9 protein-coding genes are annotated in these 21,595 nt (G+C 39.3%); 8 read left to right on the top strand and 1 reads right to left on the bottom strand.

Annotated elements, in window-relative coordinates; all coding sequences use genetic code 11:
• The first annotated feature begins 2 nt into the window (after positions 1-2).
• Complete coding sequence (gene rpoC / locus FEE95_RS15480; protein ID WP_138658904.1) at positions 3-4,301, top strand: DNA-directed RNA polymerase subunit beta'; 4,299 nt, start codon at positions 3-5, stop codon at positions 4,299-4,301.
• A 51-nt stretch (positions 4,302-4,352) separates the two neighbouring features.
• Complete coding sequence (locus FEE95_RS15475) at positions 4,353-4,664, top strand: DUF3467 domain-containing protein (protein WP_138658903.1); 312 nt, start codon at positions 4,353-4,355, stop codon at positions 4,662-4,664.
• A 56-nt stretch (positions 4,665-4,720) separates the two neighbouring features.
• Here FEE95_RS15475 and FEE95_RS15470 read toward each other — a convergent pair whose 3' ends face one another.
• On the bottom strand, positions 4,721-6,310 hold the full coding sequence (locus FEE95_RS15470) for a peptide chain release factor 3 (protein WP_138658902.1): 1,590 nt from the start codon (positions 6,308-6,310) through the stop codon (positions 4,721-4,723).
• Between the two features lie 407 nt (positions 6,311-6,717).
• On the opposite strand from FEE95_RS15470, the gene FEE95_RS15465 reads away from it, so the two are divergent.
• From FEE95_RS15465 to FEE95_RS22250, 6 genes are all read left to right on the top strand, one after another.
• Positions 6,718-9,771 (top strand): gliding motility-associated C-terminal domain-containing protein, encoded by a 3,054-nt coding sequence (locus FEE95_RS15465; protein ID WP_138658901.1) that lies wholly within the window; start codon positions 6,718-6,720, stop codon positions 9,769-9,771.
• Between the two features lie 13 nt (positions 9,772-9,784).
• Positions 9,785-10,741: a PorP/SprF family type IX secretion system membrane protein gene (locus FEE95_RS15460; RefSeq protein ID WP_138658900.1), complete on the top strand. Its 957-nt coding sequence runs from the start codon at positions 9,785-9,787 to the stop codon at positions 10,739-10,741.
• A 12-nt stretch (positions 10,742-10,753) separates the two neighbouring features.
• Entirely contained in the window at positions 10,754-12,718 is a 1,965-nt protein-coding gene (locus FEE95_RS15455) for an OmpA family protein (RefSeq protein ID WP_138658899.1), read from the top strand.
• A gap of 291 nt (positions 12,719-13,009) precedes the next feature.
• Complete coding sequence (locus FEE95_RS15450) at positions 13,010-16,942, top strand: beta strand repeat-containing protein (protein WP_171037063.1); 3,933 nt, start codon at positions 13,010-13,012, stop codon at positions 16,940-16,942.
• Between the two features lie 223 nt (positions 16,943-17,165).
• A complete protein-coding gene (locus tag FEE95_RS15445) occupies positions 17,166-20,435 on the top strand; it encodes an FG-GAP-like repeat-containing protein (protein ID WP_138658897.1) in 3,270 nt (1,089 codons plus the stop codon).
• 475 nt (positions 20,436-20,910) lie between these two features.
• Positions 20,911-21,595 (top strand): hypothetical protein (locus FEE95_RS22250; protein WP_212748447.1); only part of this gene is annotated, 685 nt, incomplete at its 3' end.

The raw sequence follows: 21,595 nt of genomic DNA, 5'->3' as shown, positions 1-21,595 counted from the left end.
TTATGGCAAGAATAAACGATAATACACCGCAAAAAAGGTTTGATAAGATTTCAATCGGTTTGGCATCTCCAGAAGCAATTTTGGCTGAGTCAAGAGGTGAGGTTTTGAAACCTGAAACTATTAACTACAGAACTCACAAGCCCGAACGTGACGGACTATTCTGTGAGCGTATTTTTGGTCCTGTAAAGGATTACGAGTGTGCTTGTGGAAAGTATAAGCGAATCCGTTACCGCGGTATTGTTTGTGACCGTTGTGGTGTGGAGGTTACCGAAAAGAAAGTACGTCGCGATAGAGTGGGGCATATCAATTTGGTTGTTCCTGTTGCTCATATCTGGTACTTCCGTTCATTACCAAATAAAATAGGGTACTTGTTAGGTCTTCCATCTAAGAAGTTAGACATGATTATTTACTACGAAAGATACGTAGTAATTCAGCCAGGTATTGCAAAAGGTCCTGAAGGGGAAGAAATCAATAAGATGGATTTCCTAACGGAAGAAGAGTACTTGAATATCATCGAGGAAATTCCGCAGGAAAATCAATATTTAGATGACACCGACCCAAATAAGTTTATCGCTAAAATGGGTGCGGAGTGTTTAATTGATCTTTTAGCTAGAATAGACCTTAAAGATTTATCATTTAGCTTACGTCATAAAGCGAATACTGAAACTTCAAAGCAACGTAAAACTGAGGCTTTAAAACGTCTTCAAGTTGTTGAGGCATTGCGCGAATCTCAGGAGAATCGTGAAAATAATCCAGAGTGGATGATTATGAAAGTAATTCCCGTTATTCCACCTGAATTACGTCCTTTAGTACCACTAGATGGTGGTCGTTTCGCTACTTCAGATTTAAATGACCTTTATAGAAGAGTTATTATTCGTAATAATCGTTTGAAAAGATTGGTTGAAATCAAGGCACCAGAAGTTATTCTTAGAAATGAGAAGCGTATGCTACAGGAAGCTGTTGATTCACTTTTCGATAATACCCGTAAAGCATCTGCAGTTAAAACGGAATCAAACCGTCCATTGAAATCACTTTCAGATTCATTGAAAGGTAAGCAAGGTCGTTTCCGTCAGAACTTATTAGGTAAGCGTGTGGATTATTCTGCTCGTTCGGTAATTGTTGTTGGTCCTGAATTGAAATTATTCGAATGTGGACTTCCTAAAGATATGGCTGCTGAACTTTATAAGCCTTTTGTTATCCGTAAGCTGATTGAAAGGGGTATTGTCAAGACTGTTAAATCTGCCAAGAAAATTATTGATAAGAAAGAGCCTGTAGTATGGGATATCCTTGAAAATGTATTGAAAGGACACCCTGTGTTACTAAACCGTGCTCCTACATTACACCGTTTGGGTATTCAAGCGTTCCAGCCAAAACTTATTGAAGGTAAGGCGATTCGTTTACACCCATTGGTTTGTACTGCATTTAATGCGGATTTTGATGGTGACCAGATGGCTGTACACCTTCCGTTAGGACCAGAGGCTATTTTAGAGGCACAACTTTTAATGTTGGCATCACATAATATTTTGAACCCTGCAAATGGTTCACCTATCACTGTTCCTTCTCAGGATATGGTCTTGGGTCTATATTATATGACTAAAGAAAGAAAATCAACTACTGAAGTACCTATTTTAGGTGAAGGATTGACGTTCTATTCCGCTGAAGAAGTTATCATTGCGCTTAATGAAGGAATGGTAAGTCTTAATGCAGGTATTAAAGTTAGGGCGAAAGACTTTAACGAAGAAGGTGAATTGGTGTATAAAGTGATACCAACTACGGTAGGTAGAGTTTTATTCAATACCGAAGTGCCAGAAGCTGCTGGATATATCAATGATGTATTGAATAAGAAGTCTTTGAGAGATATTATAGGTGGAATACTAGCTGTTACTGATGTACCAACTACCGCCGCATTCTTGGACAAGATTAAGACTATGGGATACGAATTCGCATTCAAAGGTGGATTGTCCTTTAGTTTAGGAGATATTATTATTCCACAGGAGAAGCATGAGATGATTGCCGATGCAAACGGACAAGTTGATGGAATTATGGCCAACTACAATATGGGTCTTATTACCAACAACGAGCGCTACAATCAGGTAATTGATGTTTGGACATCAACGAATGCCCAGCTTACTGAATTAGCGATGAAGCGTATACGCGAAGACCAACAGGGATTCAACTCGGTATATATGATGCTTGATTCTGGTGCAAGGGGTTCGAAAGAGCAGATTCGTCAGTTGACAGGTATGCGTGGATTGATGGCTAAGCCTAAAAAATCGACTGCGGGAGGTGGTGAAATTATCGAAAACCCGATTCTTTCAAACTTTAAAGAGGGTCTTTCGATTTTGGAATACTTTATATCAACACACGGTGCTCGTAAAGGTTTGGCAGATACCGCATTAAAAACGGCAGATGCAGGGTATTTAACACGTCGTTTGGTTGATGTTTCTCAAGATGTCATTGTAAATATCACGGATTGCGAGACACTAAGGGGTGTTGAAGTTTCTGCTTTGAAAAAGAACGAAGAGGTTGTTGAATCTCTAGGAGCTCGTATTTTAGGTAGAGTTTCTTTACATGATGTATACAATCCATTGACAGAAGAACAATTACTTTCTGCTGGTCAAGAAATAATGGAAGCTGATGCCAAGCGTATAGAAGAATCCCCTGTTGAGAAGGTTGAAGTGCGTTCGGCATTGACATGTGAAGCTCCCAAAGGAATTTGTGCACAATGTTATGGTAGAAACCTTTCTACTAACAAAATGGTTCAAAGAGGTGAAGCTGTAGGTGTTGTTGCTGCACAGTCGATTGGAGAACCAGGTACACAGCTTACCTTACGTACCTTCCACGTAGGTGGTATTGCTGGTAACATTTCTGAAGAGAATAAACTTGAAGCCAAGTTTGACGGTGTTGCTGAGATAGAAGATCTTAGAACTGTTAATGGCGAAGATAGTGATGGCAATAAAGCGGTAATCGTTATTTCTAGAACTTCCGAATTAAAAGTAGTAGATCCTAAAACAGGTATTACTTTAAGTACAAATAACATTCCTTACGGTTCTCAAATCTCTATTAAGAATGGAGCCAAAGTGAAGAAAGGTGATGTAATTTGTTCTTGGGATCCGTACAACGGTGTTATTGTTTCAGAATTCCCTGGAAAGATTGCTTATGAAAACATTGATCAAGGGGTAACCTATCAAGTTGAGATTGATGAGCAAACCGGTTTCCAAGAGAAAGTAATTTCTGAATCTAGAAACAAGAAGTTAATTCCAACACTATTAATTCAGGATAGTAAAGGAGAAACCTTACGTTCATATAATTTACCAGTTGGTTCGCACATCATGGTAGACGACGGTGATAAAATCAAAGAAGGTAAAATTTTGGTTAAGATTCCACGTAAATCGGCTAAAGCAGGTGATATTACAGGTGGTCTTCCAAGAGTTACTGAATTGTTTGAAGCTCGTAACCCATCTAATCCAGCAGTGGTATCTGAGATCGATGGTGTTGTTTCTTTCGGAAAAATCAAGAGAGGTAACCGTGAGATTATCATTGAATCAAAACTTGGTGAAATCAAGAAATACTTGGTGAAACTTTCGAATCAAATCTTAGTTCAAGAGAATGATTACGTTCGTGCCGGTATGCCACTTTCTGATGGCTCAATTACTCCTGAAGATATTCTTTCTATTAAAGGCCCATCTGCTGTTCAACAGTATTTGGTGAACGAGGTACAGGAAGTATATCGTCTACAAGGTGTTAAAATTAATGACAAGCACTTTGAAGTAGTGGTAAGACAGATGATGCGTAAAGTACGTGTTCAAGATCCAGGCGATACTATCTTCTTAGAGAATCAATTGATTCATAAGGATGATTTCATTAGAGAAAATGATGAAATCTACGGAAAGAAAGTAGTTGAAGACGCCGGAGAATCGGAAAACCTTAAAGCTGGGCAAATTATTACAGCTCGTGAATTAAGAGATGAAAATTCTATTTTGAAGCGTTCTGATAAAAACTTGGTTACCGCTAAGGATGCAGTTGCTGCAACAGCAACTCCAATACTTCAAGGTATTACAAGAGCGTCATTACAGACCAAATCATTTATCTCTGCAGCGTCCTTCCAGGAAACTACTAAGGTATTAAACGAAGCTGCGGTTAGCGGTAAGGTAGATACATTAGAAGGCCTGAAAGAGAATGTAATTGTTGGGCACAAAATACCAGCGGGTACAGGAATGCGAGATTATGATTCTATAATCGTTGGCTCGAAAGAGGAATACGACGAAATCATGGCGCGTAAAGAAGCTTTAAAATTCTAAATTGTAACAAACCCTGATAAGTGATTATCAGGGTTTATTTTTTTAAATCATATGGCGGACAAAGACCAAAAACAAAAGCAAATCAATATTGAATTGGATGAAAAAATGGCAGAAGGAATTTATTCTAATCTTGCCATTATAAATCACTCCGTTTCTGAATTCGTGGTCGATTTCATTAGCATGATGCCCGGAGCACCGAAGGCAAAGGTGAAGAGTAGAATCGTTTTGACGCCCCAGCACGCAAAGAAGTTTTTAAAAGCCCTTAGCGATAACGTAAATAGATTTGAGAAAGCTCATGGCACTATTAAAGATTATGAGCAACCTCCAATTCCAATGAATTTTGGCCCAACAGGGGAAGCTTAAAAATTAAAAAGCCGTTTGTTTTAACAAACGGCTTTTTAATTTTTAGCAATCAGTAATCATTCAAACTCCGATACAAAATGCAATTTCACAGATGGGTATTTCGACTGTGTCATCTGTAATGAAAATTGAGAATCTGCTAAAAACACCAATTGCCCTCTTTTATCTTTTGCTAAGAATTTTGACTTTACTCTTTGAAATTCCTTGAATTCATCATTTTTAGGGTCATCAGGATCCACCCAACAGGCCTTATATACTGGAAAATTCTCATATGAGCACTTTGCACCATATTCATGCTCTAAACGATACTGTATGACTTCAAATTGGAGTGCACCAACAGTACCAACTACTTTCCTTCCATTTAGCTCTAATGTGAAGAGCTGAGCCACGCCTTCATCCATTAACTGGTCTATCCCTTTGTAAAGTTGCTTAGACTTCATAGGGTCCGCGTTGTTAATATATCTAAAGTGTTCAGGTGAGAAACTCGGTATTCCTTTATAATGCAATTGTTCGCCTTCCGTTAAGGTATCTCCAATTTTGAAATTGCCCGTGTCATGAAGGCCTACGATATCACCGGGGTATGAGATATCAACAATTTCTTTTTTCTCAGCAAAAAAGGCATTCGGACTAGAAAATTTTAATTTCTTAGCCTGACGAACATGAAGGTAGGGTTTGTTTCGTTCAAAAGTTCCTGAAACGATTTTAACAAAGGCCAATCTATCTCGGTGCTTCGGATCCATATTGGCATGGATTTTAAAGACGAATCCAGTAAGTTCTTTTTCATTGGCCTCTACCAAACGTTCTTCGGCCATTTTGGGCCGGGGAGCTGGAGCAATTTCAACGAAGCAATCTAACAATTCACGTACGCCAAAATTGTTCAAAGCTGATCCAAAAAAAACAGGATGTTGTTCGCCTTCGAGGTAGGCGTTTTTGTCAAACTGTGGGTATACACCATTTACCAGTTCCAAATCATCTCTAAGTGTTTCTGCAGCGGAACTCCCTATAATATCCTCTAAATCAGAATTTTCAATATTGTCAAAGGCTATAGTTTCTTCAATATTCTTTTTACTATCACCACTAAAAAGATTGATGTTCTTCTCATAGATATTATAGATTCCCTTGAAATCATATCCCATCCCGATAGGAAAACTTAAAGGTGTTACTGAAAGGCCTAATTTCTGCTCTAGATCATCTAGCAGGTCGAAAGCATCTTTCCCTTCCCTATCTAATTTATTGATGAAGACAATTATAGGAATATTCCTCATGCGACAAACTTCAACTAATTTTTCCGTTTGCGTTTCAACACCTTTTGCAACATCAATAACTACTATTACACTATCTACGGCAGTTAAGGTTCGAAAAGTGTCTTCAGCAAAATCTTTGTGACCAGGTGTATCTAAGATGTTGATTTTCTTCTCTTTATAAATAAAGGCTAAAACAGAAGTTGCTACAGAAATACCACGTTGCCGTTCAATTTCCATAAAATCGCTAGTTGCCGTTTTCTTGATTTTATTGTTTTTGACCGCCCCTGCTTCCTGTATGGCTCCCCCAAATAAAAGTAATTTTTCCGTTAGAGTAGTTTTACCTGCATCTGGGTGAGATATGATGCCGAAAGTTCTTCTTTTTGCTATTTCTGTTTGAAAATCCATCCAAAAAATTTGTGCAAAAATACACTAAATAATTAGTTCGAATTATTCATTTACCAGTTGTTTATTATGTTGAAAATGAAATTGGTAGATCGAAGAATGCTAATTTTCCATGAAAAACTGCTTATACCTTAGGTCGATAATATCGGGCCGTTGTCGATATATAAAAAAATAAATAGTCTTTTTATGGAATACTTTCGTATCTAAATAAGCGTTTAAAAAAGGTGTATCGAGCGTTTTGACGAATTATTCTGTGTTTGAAAGACATTTGATAATATATGCTTTCAAAAGAATTTGAAGATTGAAATATTAGGTATAACTTGCACAACTAGTACGAATTTGTCCCATCAATTCTTACCTGTAAAACCTTGATTGCCATGGTGATTAGTAAACCTTAATTACTGACACTTATGGAACCTATTACGACCAAAGTTTTGCGAAATTTAGTAGCAAAACAGTCCCAAACATTTGCAATAGTTCTTGCACTTTTATTATCAATCTCTGTCTTAAAGGCGAGTAACCCCTTAGATATATCTATCGAGGATGTAAAACCTGTTTACTTCAATGATGATTGCGAACCATTAGAAGTAGTAGAAATACTAGCATCTGATTTCGGTTTCCCAAATAACGTGTTGGATGGTAGCCTGTCTGCCACCGATGTAGATTTAAGTGCCAAATGGGGCCTACCTGCAGGTAGTGTTCTAGTAAGCGTTAGTGGTGCTAGCACCAAAAGTTTTGGAGGTCTTTTTGAGGTTAACAACGGGGTTCCGGTAACCTTTTCTTTTTCAGGAACTGTTCCTGTAATGTCAGTTGTGGAACATTCACCATTGGTTGATGCCTTACACAAAGATGGTATTATTGCTCTGGACAATGTTGAATATGTTTTGACTAATACATCGCTTCCAGTAGGGGTAGTCTCTGACAATGTTGGCAACAACTATTTTGTAGAGAATACCACTGACAAAGCGATAAATGGTTCTAACCGATATGTATGGGAATCACAAGAAGCTGTTACCCAAATACAATTTTATACAACTTCAGATAGACTCATAAACGGAATTCGTTTGAGATTACAACCCTTGGATTGTACAGATACAGATGGCGATGGAGTTCCCGATACGGCAGATTTGGATGACGACAACGATGGTATTTTGGATTCGGTGGAAGACCCTAATATTGATGGTGATAATGACCCGTTGACCAATCCATTGGACACTGATGAGGACGGAATACCCAACCATTTGGATATCGATTCTGATGACGATGGTATTCCTGATAATGTGGAAGCACAAACAACAGAAGGGTATATTGCCCCGAATGAGGATGATGAGGCTACTTATGAGGCCAATAATGGTTTGAATTCAGCTTACCCTGATGGCTTGACACCGAACAACCATGATGGCGAGGATACTCCCGATTATATAGATTTGGACAGCGATAATGATACGGTTCCAGATAATAATGAAGGAAACGACTTTAACTTTGACGGTATTCCAGACCAAGTTTATACGGGTACTGATACTGATGGCGATGGTTTGGACGATGGTTACGAAGGAAGCGACATCAACGATAGTTTTGATGTAAACGATGAGATTGATGACCCGGCCAATGATTTGCCAGATACAGACGGTACCGAAGATGTGAACTATCGCGACATTGATGACGATGGTGATGGTATAAACACACCGGACGAAGATGTTGATGGAGACGGTGACCCGACCAATGATGATTCCGATGGCGACGGCACCCCTGATTATTTGGATAATAATACCGATGTGGATACAGATGGCGATGGAGTTCCCGATACAGCAGATTTGGATGACGACAACGATGGTATTTTGGATTCGGTGGAAGACCCTAATATTGACGGTGATAATGACCCGTTGACCAATCCATTGGACACTGATGACGATGGAATACCCAACCATTTGGATATCGATTCTGATGACGATGGTATTCCTGATAATGTGGAAGCACAAACAACAGAAGGGTATATTGCCCCGAATGAGGATGATGAGGCTACTTATGAGGCCAATAATGGTTTGAATTCAGCTTACCCTGATGGCTTGACACCGAACAACCATGATGGCGAGGATACTCCCGATTATATAGATTTGGACAGCGATAATGATACGGTTCCAGATAATAATGAAGGAAACGACTTTAACTTTGACGGTATTCCAGACCAAGTTTATACGGGTACTGATACTGATGGCGATGGTTTGGACGATGGTTACGAAGGAAGCGACATCAACGATAGTTTTGATGTAAACGATGAGATTGATGACCCGGCCAATGATTTGCCAGATACAGACGGTACCGAAGATGTGAACTATCGCGACATTGATGACGATGGTGATGGTATAAACACACCGGACGAAGATGTTGATGGAGACGGTGACCCGACCAATGATGATTCCGATGGCGACGGCACCCCTGATTATTTGGATAATGATACCGATGTGGATACAGATGGCGATGGTGTTCCTGATTTAGTGGATTTGGATGATGATAATGATGGCATTCGAGATTTAGTAGAAGATCCAAACCTTGATGGTGATAATGACCCGTTGACCAATCCATTGGACACTGATGGCGATGGATTTCCAAATCATCTGGACATCGATGCCGATAATGATGGCATTCCAGATAATGTTGAGGCACAAACAACCGCTGACTACATTCCGCCAAACGATGACGATGAGGCTACGTATGCAGCCAATGATGGGGTTAATTCAGCCTATATTAAGAGCCTCGAACCGGTAAATACCGACGGGGAAGATGTTCCCGATTATATAGATTTGGACAGCGATAATGATACGGTTCCAGATAATAATGAAGGAAACGACTTTAACTTTGATGGTATTCCAGATCAGGATTTTACGGGCACCGATACAGATGGCGACGGTTTGGACGATGGTTATGAAGGAAGCGATATAAACGATGGTTTTGATGTAAACGATGAAATCGATGACCCCGCAAATGATTTGCCTGATACAGACGGTACCGAAGATGTAAATTATCGAGATATCGATGATGATGGTGATGAAATCAATACCATTGATGAAGATGCTGACGGCGATGGCGACCCGACCAATGATGATACAGATGGCGATGGCATCCCAGATTATTTAGATCCTACTGATGATAGTCCAGATGAGCCTATTGAAGTTAATCAAATGGTAACACCAAATGGAGATGGTAAGAATGACTTTCTGTTCATTAGAGGCTTAGATAAAGTGCAAAGCAGTACTTTACGCATTTTTAATAGATGGGGAGTTGCGGTCTATGAAGGCGAAAATTACAACAATCAGAATAATGTGTTTGATGGTAGATCAAGGGGAAGGAATACGCTGAGCGTTGATAACTATTTACCAGCAGGCATATATTTTTATATCTTTGATTATACTACTATAGAGGGAGAAAGCAAGACGGATAGCGAGTACCTTTATATAAGCAAATAACGCAAACACTACCATGAATCTAAAAAAGAACGTACTACTAGTTGCATTTCTAGCTTTTATTTCAACTGTAGGAGATTTAACTGCCCAACAAGATGCTCAGTATACCCAGTATATGTTTAACACCATGAGTGTTAACCCTGCCTATGCCGGTTCAAGGGGCCAGTTTAGTGCAGCTGCATTATATCGCTCGCAGTGGGTAGGTCTAGCTGGTGCACCAGAAACCTTTACTTTGAATTTGCATTCTCCTATTAGAAATAGCAAACTTGGATACGGTGTGTCGGTTGTTCAAGATAACATAGGTGATGGGGTGGTGTCTGAAACATATTTGGACGCTGTGTTGTCTTACACTATAGATGTATCATTGGAAGGTAAGTTATCGTTTGGACTAAAAGCTGGAGGAAACATACTAAACCTAGATTTCAACGCGCTTCGTAATTTTGACGTCGAACCCGTAAGTGTTGATAATATAGAGAATCGATTTTCGCCCAATGTGGGCTTAGGAATCTATTACCATACTAATAAATTCTACGCGGGTTTATCAGCCCCAAATTTATTACAGACCGAACATTTTGACAATTCACAGACTGCGTCCAACTCAGTTCAATTTCTATCTAAGGAAAGAATTAACTTTTATTTAATCACAGGGTATGTGTTTGACTTAAGCGGTAATTTAAAATTTAAACCGGCCCTATTGACCAAGGTAGTTGGCGGAGCCCCGTTACAAATAGATGCTTCTGCAAGCTTCTTGTTTAATGATAGATTTTCCTTTGGAGCTGCGTATAGATGGGATGCTGCCTTAAGCGGATTGGTTGGATTTCAGATAACGGATCAGTTGATGTTAGGTTTGGCCTACGATCGCGAAACAACGGAATTAGGAGGTACACAATTTAATGATGGATCATTTGAGGTATTCTTGCGATTCGAACTTGTAAAGTCTTTCCAAAAGTTGGTATCACCTCGTTTCTTCTAAAAACCGCTAACCATGACAAAAAGAACACTACTACCACTAAGCATTTTTATCTTTTTCCTTGGATTTATAGGTCATGCTCAGGTAGATAAGTCAGCTTCCAAGCAAGAACGCCTTGTAACCAAAGCAGATGAGCAATATCAGAATTATTCCTTTAGTCCGGCAATCGACATTTATAAGAGAATTTTAGACAAAGGCTATACATCAGCCGATTTATTGAAAAAACTAGGTAATTCATATTATTTCAATGCCAACTATAATGAAGCTGCAAAAATATACAAGAGGCTGGTTCTAGAATTTCCTTCTGATGTTTCTCCAGAATATTTCTTTAGATATTCTCAAACTTTAAAGAGTCTAGGAGATTATGAAAACGCTAACTTGGCAATGTCCAAGTTCATTGAAATGACTTCTGAAGATGCTAGAGCAAAGGCATTTGAAGGGGAAAAGGACTATTTAGGGGATATTGAAAAAAACTCGGGGAGATATAATCTGACCCCTTTTGCTTATAATTCACCTTATTCTGATTTCGCCCCATCATTTTACAAAGAAGGTGTCATATTTTCTTCGGACAGAGATACAGGAAACCTGGCTAGATATCGCCATACATGGAATTCAAAAGACTTTCTGGATTTATACAAGGTCAATGTTGATAGTGTATCCATGGATGATGTTGTGAAGTTTGGTGACAAGCTGAATACGAGATTACACGAATCAACTTCAATTACTACCAAGGATGGTGAAACCCTTTATTTCACACGTAACAATTATGTTGAAGGTAAGTATGTAAAGGATGAAGAGGGAGTTATTCGATTAAAGATTTTTAAGGCAACCTTAAAAGATGGTATTTGGACTGATATAGAAGAGTTGCCATTTAATAGTGATAAATATTCTGTGGCTCATCCCGCTTTAAGCAAGGATGAGAAAACACTTTATTTTGCGTCAGATATGAAGGGTACCTTTGGTGAATCAGATATTTTCAAAGTTGCTATTAATAAAGATGGCACTTTTGGAACCCCCATAAACTTGGGAACCAATATAAACACTGAGGCTAGAGAAACTTTCCCATTCGTTACAAGTGAAGATGTTTTATACATGTCTTCAGATGGTCATCCAGGTTTGGGTGGTTTAGATGTATTTGCCACAAATATCAAGAACGGCAAGTATGATGGGGCAATAGTAAATGTTGGAGAGCCTGTGAACAGCAAAATGGACGACTTCACCTTCATTTTCAACGAAGAATCCAGAAAAGGATTCTTTGCTTCCAATAGGGCTGGCGGTCTGGGAGCGGATGATATTTATGCTCTTGTCGAGACTATTCCTTTAAAACTTGAATGTGAACAACAAATTACAGGTACCGTTCGTGATAGGATAACGAATGAAGTTTTAGTGGGTGCCACTGTAAAAGTTATTGATGAGAATAATGACGAAATATTATCAACAATAACAGATTCCGAGGGCAATTATAGCTTAACCTTGGACTGTTACAAAGGTAATTTTGTCAGAGCACTTACCCAAGGTTATGTCCCATCTGAAGAATATTTGGAGAAATCAGATTCAAAACCAAAGATTATAGATTTCTATCTTGAAAGAGATAAGGTTACCGCAGGTTTTGGTGATGATTTGGCTAAACTACTGCAGTTAAGCACTATTTATTTTGATTTTGATAAATATAATATCCGTAAGGATTCTGAACTTGAAGTGGAAAAAGTCATTGCCGCTATGGAAAAATATCCAAGCCTTAAAGTTAAAGTAAACTCACATACGGATAGCAGAGGTAGAGATTCTTATAATTTATGGTTATCCCAAAAACGAGCGGAATCGACTGTCAATTATATGATATCAAAAGGTATCGCCAAAGAACGTCTTCAAGGCGAAGGTTTTGGTGAAACGAAATTGATGAACAACTGTTCAAATGGTGTTAAATGTTCCGCCGCGGATCATGAATTGAATCGTAGGTCAGAGTTTATTATCTTAGAATAATTTCATCAATTTTGTACTACAAAAAGATTAAAAAGGAAGCTTAACTATAGCTTCCTTTTCTTATTTCAAAAAATCAGTGACTTTCTTTTTTCAGTACGTTTCGGATGTATTTGACTTTTCTTTCACACCTTTTTTTGATTCTTTCATAGCCATATTCCAATAGTACACAACATATGTTGGGTAGAATAGTGTATTCCGTCTATTTTTGGTTAGTACAAGATTGAAGTACCCTAAATGAAACCTACCAGACCAAAATTTCAATTTTTTTTGCTGCTTACATTTTTTGCATTTGTGAGCACATTATCATTTGCTCAGGCTACGATTACAATAGATGTTGTTTGGCCTAGCTGGGCCGAGGAAAATAGAGTATTGCTAAGAAATTCCTCGAACACTACTTTGGGCACAGTATGTATGCCAACAAACTGTTTCACAACTGACTTTTCGAACGACACGTACACTGGCTCTCAGTCGTTTCCGGGCATCCCATTCGGCACAAATTACTACATTAGAATGGAAGATGGTTGGGGAGATGGATGGAACGGGGCTTCTTCAGTCACTGTTAGACAAGATGGTGTAATAATATTGACGTCAGATCTAACAGTACCCTTACTTGATGTGAGTTTTGATATTTTAGCACCAACACCCACTCTTGATGTAACAGATGTCGCGATTGACGAAAATAATGGTCCTGCAGTATTTACAGTGGAGCATATTGGTGCTTCTGCATCGGGTTCTTTTAGTGCTAATTATTCTATTACTGCAGGTTCAGCTACCCAGGGGGTTGACTATAGTACAAGTTCTGGACTCTATACTGGAACGTTAAATTTTAATGGGACCGTCGGTGATACAGAGCAAATAACAGTTTTGATCACCAATGATTTTGATTTTGAGCCTAACGAAACCTATACAATTCAATTTACCTCGGTAACCGATGTTTCCGTAGATATTACAGATACTGCTACCGGTACGATAAATAACGATGATGTTGAAGCCGTAATTCTAATTGATAATGAAACGGAAACGGAAGATTCTGGTTCAATGATATTTACAGCCACTCATACTGGAGGTGATAGGCCAGCATCTTTTACCGTTGATTATGTAATCACTGCAGGAACAGCAAGTGAGGGGGTCGATTATACTACAGGATCTGGTTTTTATACTGGTACATTGAGTTTTGATGGTACAGCAAGTGACACCGATGTAATAACGATATCGATTACGGATGATTCCTTTTTTGAAACATCTGAAAATTTTACAATTAGTTTCACCAGCAGCACTGATGGCAACGTAAATATTGCAGATACCGCTACAGGTACAATTGACGATGATGAAATTATCTTAAACGACCAACCATTGACTTTGTTTGAACAAATTAATGGCTATTATGATTATGCAGTAACCGGTGGTACTTTTAGGACTCAATCAAATGGTGTCAACGCATGTACTATTACAAATACCTCTTCTGCGACAGGATTGACAACAACAGTACCTGGTACGGGCACTATTGAAAGGGCCTACTTAATATGGGCGCATTCAAACCCCACTCCCGACACTAATGTAACATTCCAAGGGCAGAGTGTAGAAGCGCAATTGGTGAATTCGTATTTACACTCCGGCAACCGGGACTTTTACGGTATGGTGGCCGATGTGACCACCATAATAGATGCCACCCCTAATGTGAATACGACAACTTTTACCGTAACAAACCTTACGATTGATAATTCAGCTACATATTGTAATAGTGCAACAGTTTTAGGAGGCTGGTCCTTATTAGTTTTTTATGAAGAGTTATCGTTACCTGCGGTAACCATTAACTTTTATAATGGTTTTGATGGGGGGTCTGATGCAGTATCTACGTTTACACTTTCAGGTTTTTATGCTATCGGATCAGCGGGATCAAAAACTTCTGTATTATCCTGGGAGGGGGATGATACCTTGGCCAACAATGAAAATCTTCAATTTATCACAACTTCAGCTGGAACAAACACGCTAAGTGGGGATGGTGGTCAAACAGGTACCAATCCATTTAACTCCACAATTTATGATAATACGGCTGCTCCTGTTGTCAATAATTCAAATATATATGGGGTTGATTTGGACACCTATGACGTTTCTACTTTTCTGCAACAAGGTGAATCTTCAGCCACCACAAGGGTTCAGGTAGGGCAAGATTTGGTAATCATGAACTCCGTTTTGCTCAAAGTACCATCGAATTTGATTACAGGTACCGTTTTCGAGGATGTCAATTATGGTGGAGGCAATGGTAGAGATTTAGCAGCTTCATCCGGAGTTCCTATTCCAGGTACTACCGTCGAACTTTACGATAATGCAGGAAATCTTTTCGATACACAAACAACAGATGTCAATGGTGCATTTGCCTTTGGAGGTATGGCTGATGGAAGTTATAGCTTAAGAGCTGTAAATAGTACGGTTCGATCTACTAGATCTGGAGGTAGCACTTGTACATCATGTGTGCCGGTACAAACCTTCAGAACTAATTTCGGGTCAAGTACCTTAACTGGAGTCACCACCGAAATTGGTGGTGCAAATCCTGCAGGTGTTGACACGATCGTTGGTGTTTTAACGGGAGCTCAATCCGTCGCTTCCGTATCGATAAGCAGTGAAGGAGCCATTGGAATGGATTTCGGTTTCAACTTTAATACCATTGTAAACACCAACGAGGATGGCCAGGGATCACTTGAACAATTTATTGTTAATGCCAATACTTTAAATGCCTCAGGAATTGATATTGTTACAAATAGTATTTTTGACCCCGTAGCTGGTGATGATACCTCGATATTCATGATTCCACCAACATCCGACCCCTTAGGACGGACGGCTGATAGCAATTTTGCAAGTGGTTATTTCGATATTAGTATTTCAAATGGAAGTCCTTTGAGCGCCATAACTGGCCCAAATATTGTTATAGATGGAAGAACGCAAACAGCATATTCGGGTGACACAAATTCAGGCACGATAGGAGCCGGTGGAACAGCGGTTGGTACGTCAAGTACTAATCTTCAGAATTTTGAATTACCTGAAATTCAAGTACATAGAAGTAATGGTGATGTCTTTCAGATTCAAGGTGACAATGATGTAATACGTAATCTTGCGATTTATGCAGACCAAAGGACAGCAATTTTATTTGATGATGGCAGCGGTAGTACAGTTTCCAACTCCCTTATTGGTGTAAATGCGCTAGGGGTCAATGCTGGCATCTCCCCCTATGGTGTTGAAATAGAGGGTACAACTGTTACCAATCTTTTTGTTGAATCGAATTACATTGCAACGACTACGAATGCAGGGGTTTTCGTAAATGGAGGAACCGGAACAAAAACAATTCAAGGAAATCATATATTCAATATTGGTGATAATCCTTGTGACCTTGGTATAGACATCCGAAATGGTTCGAATGGTGTTCTCATTCAAAATAATCTTATTGAAGATTCGCAAGGAATAGGTGTGAAATCAACTGGAGGCTCCGGTGGGGTTGATATTCTTGAAAATACAATTACGGGTTCAGGACAAAATACAGGTACTTGTGTTGGTAACCCCGGTGATTTCGGTATTTCAATGATTGGTAGCAACAATCAAGTGGTGAATAATGTCATCTATGATAACGGTGGTGCTGGTTTAGTTTTAAATGGCTCTAACACCTCTGGAAACCTTATTTCGAGAAACTCCTTTTATAATAATGGAACCAATGGTGATGCCCTAGGTATTGATCTAAACGGAGATGGAGTCACATTAAACGATTCTGGAGATGGAGATAGCGGCCCAAATGGCTTACTAAATTTTCCAATAATTCAAACAGCCTACAAATCAGGTTCGAACGTTGTTGTCTCTGGTTGGTCAAGACCTGGTGCTACGATTGAGTTTTTTCTGACTGATGTCAATCAAGGCACAGCTACCTTGGGTGATAATCAATTAGGACTTTCCGCAGATTATGGAGAAGGTCAAGTGTTTTTAGCTACCTTGGTTGAGGGTAGTGGTTCTGATACGGATTCTGGGACCTCATTCTATTTCGATGATGATAGTAATACAGATAATACCAATAAATTCAGCTTCACTTTCGCAGTACCTCCTGGCGTATTATTAGGAGATGATCTTACAGCAACAGCAACAATAGCAAATTCTACTTCTGAGTTTTCACCCTTCAGCAAATTGAAGGCCTTTACGGTTATTACAAACAGAAGAATCACCTATCGCGTAAAGAAAGATTAGCCCTTTTCTTACAAAAAATAACTATAAATCACTGATTTATAGGGTGTTGTTATAGTTGTAAACCTCCATTATAATAACGGAAAACCTCAACTTTCTCTTGCTAGATGATGTTATAATAGACCTTCACAACATTTTTTTTATCACTTTTAAGCCATCCAATATCTTAGAACTTAATTAAACTGGGAGCGGTTCTATTGACTTTCCTTGGTCTAAGTCCCAAAAAATGAATTCTATACAACCATCGAAGTTTCCTCAGAACAACATGGATAGGATACTCCTATATTTTATGTTGATGGCTTCTTTTATGGCTACTTCTCAAACTACGTTTATTGAAAGTGCGACGGCGCACGGACTTAATATTTCAGGTAATAAGGACGGGGGGCATGCTTGGTCTGATTTTGATCGTGATGGGGACCTCGATGTATTGGTATTAGAAAACACCAATTCTAAAAGTTACCTTATGCGTAATAATTCCGGAACCTATTCGAATGTTCAAGCCACTTTAGCTCCTGGCATGTTGAGTTCCGCTGCTGAACGCCAAGCTGTCTGGGGAGATTTAAACAATGACGGGCGCCCAGATTTCATGATAGGATCGCACGGTAATACAAACAGTAATCCAGCTTTTCAGATTTTCATTCAGAATCAAGATGGTTCCTTTGGTGATGGAAAAGGAGGTTATACCCCAATAACTGTAGGTCGGAGTGGTTATACAATAAATATTAATCCAATTAATGCTGAGGGAGCGGGTTTCTTCGATTTTGAGGGCGATGGTGATTTAGACATCTTTTTTGATAGCCATAACTATGGTATTGAACTATTAAGGAACAATTATATCAGTCATATTTCACATACGATAATAAACCCTCCGGCGACTAGTATGTTTACCCACATTACCACAGGTAATGGCAATGGGGTCGTTAATTTTGGGCTAAATCAATTTGCCAGCGATGGAGATTATGGCACAGCAGCGGATGTAGATGATGATGGATGGGTAGATATTTTCATGCGTAAAAGAAATGAAAACGATTTTTTTCTTAATCAAGGAGGTGTTTTCTCAAACGGTTCTGATTTGGCGCAAGCGCACAATAATAACAAAGGTGGTAACGGGTTATGGGATCTCGATAATGACGGAGACTTAGATGCAGTTTGGACAGAAAACGATCTTACCCAAATATTTAGGAATGACGGCCCGGGTGTTTGGACTGCCCTGGGGGCGACTGTTTTCCCTGGCCTACCCCAACCTTCTAACACGAATCAAGGTAATTCAAACGCAAGTATAGATGCCTTGGCTGGAGGTGACATTGATAATGATGGGGATATCGATATAATCTTAGTAGGAAATAATCGAAGTTATCTGTATATCAATCAATTAAATAGCCCAACCCCTGCACCAGGAGTGATAGGTAGTGGAGCTGCAATGACATTTAGTTTGGATCCCCAAACATTTAATTCCAGCAACGGTGAGGGTACCACGATGGTCGATTTTGATGATGATGGTGACTTGGATATTTATATGAGCATAAGCGGCACAAATCGATTATATGTAAATCAGCTACCTGTTGCTAATCGAAATAACCACTTGATGGTGAATGTTTCAGAAGATAGAAATGCCGATGGATCCACCGGTGGTTTTGCTGGAAGAACAGCTATCGGCACCAATGTTTTGATACGTGATTGTGATGGAAACATTATTAGCGGACTTCGGCAAGTTAATGGTGTATTCGGACATGGAACTCAACAACCGGAAGAAGTACACTTTGGTTTACCACTAGGTGAAAATCAGACCTATTTAATTGAAGTACATTACCCCAATTTTTATGACCCAATCGATGGTTTTACCCGCCTGATTGCTACTGGGATAGCTCAACCGAGTCTAATTGCCGGAACCAATCATTATACACTTACCACTACGGATGCCGAATCTTTGCAAAATGAAAACGCTCCCGTAGCCAATGATGACTTTGAAACGGTATCTTATGGAACAGCAGTTTCGGTTCAGATTAATCTTTTTGACAATGATTCTGAACCTGATGGAGAAAATTTCTACATTGAAAGCATAGTTCAACCAGCAATAGGTTCGGTAACAATAGATGATGCGGATAATGGGTTAGTGACCTATACATACAGCGCAGGTATACCTTTTCCTGGAGCCACTTTCGATTATACAATTTCTGATGCTCAGGTCACTTTATGTCCAAGTGCAGGCTTATCAGATAGTGCCACAGTGACCATTGATGAGCCCTGCGCCGACCCCACAGGAGTAGATACTGATGGAGATGGAATAAACGATGTATGTGATTTAGATGATGATAACGATGGTATTTTAGATACGGTTGAACGAGCGAAAACAGTATTATGGGTAACACAAGGGACACCTGAAACAGAAGAACAAAATACAATTGATAAACTGACAGCACTCGGTTATACTGTGACCGTTGTAGATGATAACGTAGGTGGGAATGCAAATGATTTTTCAGTCACCTTTTTGTACGAGGATGTTAATAGCGGCACCGCCTATGCTAACGTAGCCAATCTATCAACTACTACAAACGGGGTAATTACCAGTGAGAATGCCCTTTTTGACGAAATTTTAGGTACATCAGGTGCCACTGGAAATACAAATACCAATTTCATAAATATTACCGATAACACCCATCCAATAACCTCAAATTTACCTTTGGGTAACTATGATGTTGGCGATGCTGCTTTCTATGTGAATAATGTAGTATCTGGTCAAAAATTAGGAAATCATCCAAATGGACAAGCGGTATTGATAGTATGGGAAGAAGGAGATGCAATGGATACTGGAATTGCCCCTGGAAGAAGAACCGTGTTGCCATTAACAAATAGTACTGGGGGCTTTAACTCGAATGGTGAGGACCTTTTGGTAAATGCCATTATTTGGACAGGAAATATTGATACGGATGAGGACGGAATAGCTGATCATTTAGATTCTGATAGTGACGCTGACGGCTGTAATGACGCTATTGAGGCGTATTCAAATTTGTCTGCAGATCCCGATAGTAACGATTATTATGGTACTGGAAATCCACCGCCTGTAAATACCGATGGAACTGTTGTAGCTGCCAGTTATCAAACGCCCGCAGACAATGATTCCAACGGAACTTATGATTTTCAGGAAGCGGGAACGGCTCCTTCCATTAGTTCTCAACCTGCAAATCTTACTATTTGCCCTGGTTGCAGCGGTACTTTTTCAGTTACTGCAAGTAATTCAGATGGGTATCAATGGCAAACATTTAATGGAACATCTTGGGTAGATTTGACCGATTCTGGCATCCATTCTGGTACAACAACGAGTACATTAAATATTACAAATGCCACTCCATCAGATAATGGAAATCAATATCGAGTTCTTGTCTCTAATTCACTTTTCATCTGTACTACCATAATTTCTAATACAACAATCTTAACTGTAAATGTATCATCGGTTATTACGAATCGGAGAATCACATATAGGGTTAAAATGAACTAGTCTCGAATCATTTAGAACACTCTTTTTGGCAGTTCTTACAAGTGATTTTTCCTACATATAATAGTTGTGAACTTACTGATATACAATGCTTAATCGACCAATGAAACATTCAAAAACCTCAACTTTTATGACCTATACATTACATTTTAACGGTTACACAACATTTATTTTCCAATGGGGGTCTTAAGGTTATTTTTGTAAAGTGTAATTAAACCATTCAACCAAATATGGTTTTAATCACAACCCAAAGTATGAATAACTTAACCGAACTCAACCAAGGTTTTCGTCCAGAAAACAAGATGGCATTTAGAATGCAATTACATTCTCTTTCCCATGGTACATGTTCTTTTGCGAACGTGATTTCCGTTAACTATTCAGCTTAGTACAATTTTCAAGAAAGCCGTCAGGTCTTTATTGAAGGATAACAATGAAAAAAATTAAGTAGACAATACAATTTCTAAGTAAAGTAATGGTCATGAAGAAAATAATTGTAGTACTAACTTTTCTAATATCAGGTTTGGCATTTGCCCAAACCACGGTCACATTAGAAGATCAATGTAATTGCGAGGTTCTCAGCGGAACTGCGGTTACAACACCAGGAATGGTTACTCCGGCAGGAGCCGATACTGGCGACATCTACGTTAACACCAATACTGGGACTATCTATTTTTGGGATGGTGATTCTTGGGAGCTGACCTCTTCCGATGATCAACAACTTCAAAACTTTGCTTTTGATTCTTTGACTAATCTACTTTCACTTGAAATAGAAAATGGAAATATCGTTACAGTAGACTTATCTTCTCTTGACCAAACTGCAGCGGATGTTTCTTATGATAATGCGACATCCGGCTTAACGGCAACGGATGTACAGGCGGCGATCGATGAGATCAATGCAGCAGCGGGAACCGTGGCTTTGACCGACAACCTTGACGGTACATATACCTTTACGGATGCCGCAGGCGGGACCGTACTTATTACCGATACTTCATTGTCCACTATGTCTGCTCCGGTCAACGGGGTTTACACGTATACGGATGAGAGCGGGGCAACCCAGACCATCGATACGAACGCGAGTTCGAACCCTTATGACAATACGACATCGGGCTTAACGGCAACGGATGTACAGGCGGCGATCGATGAGATCAATGCAGCGGCGGGAA

It is taken from the genome of Maribacter algarum (ex Zhang et al. 2020), from assembly GCF_005885635.1.
Classification (GTDB): Bacteria; Bacteroidota; Bacteroidia; order Flavobacteriales; family Flavobacteriaceae; genus Maribacter_C; species Maribacter_C algarum.
This window is presented reverse-complemented; position numbering and strand designations above follow the sequence as displayed.

Coding starts and splice junctions, on each gene's coding strand:
- rpoC (WP_138658904.1), top strand. CDS start 3: ATGGCAAGAATAAACGATAATACACCGCAAAAAAGGTTTGATAAGATT.
- FEE95_RS15475 (WP_138658903.1), top strand. CDS start 4,353: ATGGCGGACAAAGACCAAAAACAAAAGCAAATCAATATTGAATTGGAT.
- FEE95_RS15470 (WP_138658902.1), bottom strand. CDS start 6,310: ATGGATTTTCAAACAGAAATAGCAAAAAGAAGAACTTTCGGCATCATA.
- FEE95_RS15465 (WP_138658901.1), top strand. CDS start 6,718: ATGGAACCTATTACGACCAAAGTTTTGCGAAATTTAGTAGCAAAACAG.
- FEE95_RS15460 (WP_138658900.1), top strand. CDS start 9,785: ATGAATCTAAAAAAGAACGTACTACTAGTTGCATTTCTAGCTTTTATT.
- FEE95_RS15455 (WP_138658899.1), top strand. CDS start 10,754: ATGACAAAAAGAACACTACTACCACTAAGCATTTTTATCTTTTTCCTT.
- FEE95_RS15445 (WP_138658897.1), top strand. CDS start 17,166: ATGAATTCTATACAACCATCGAAGTTTCCTCAGAACAACATGGATAGG.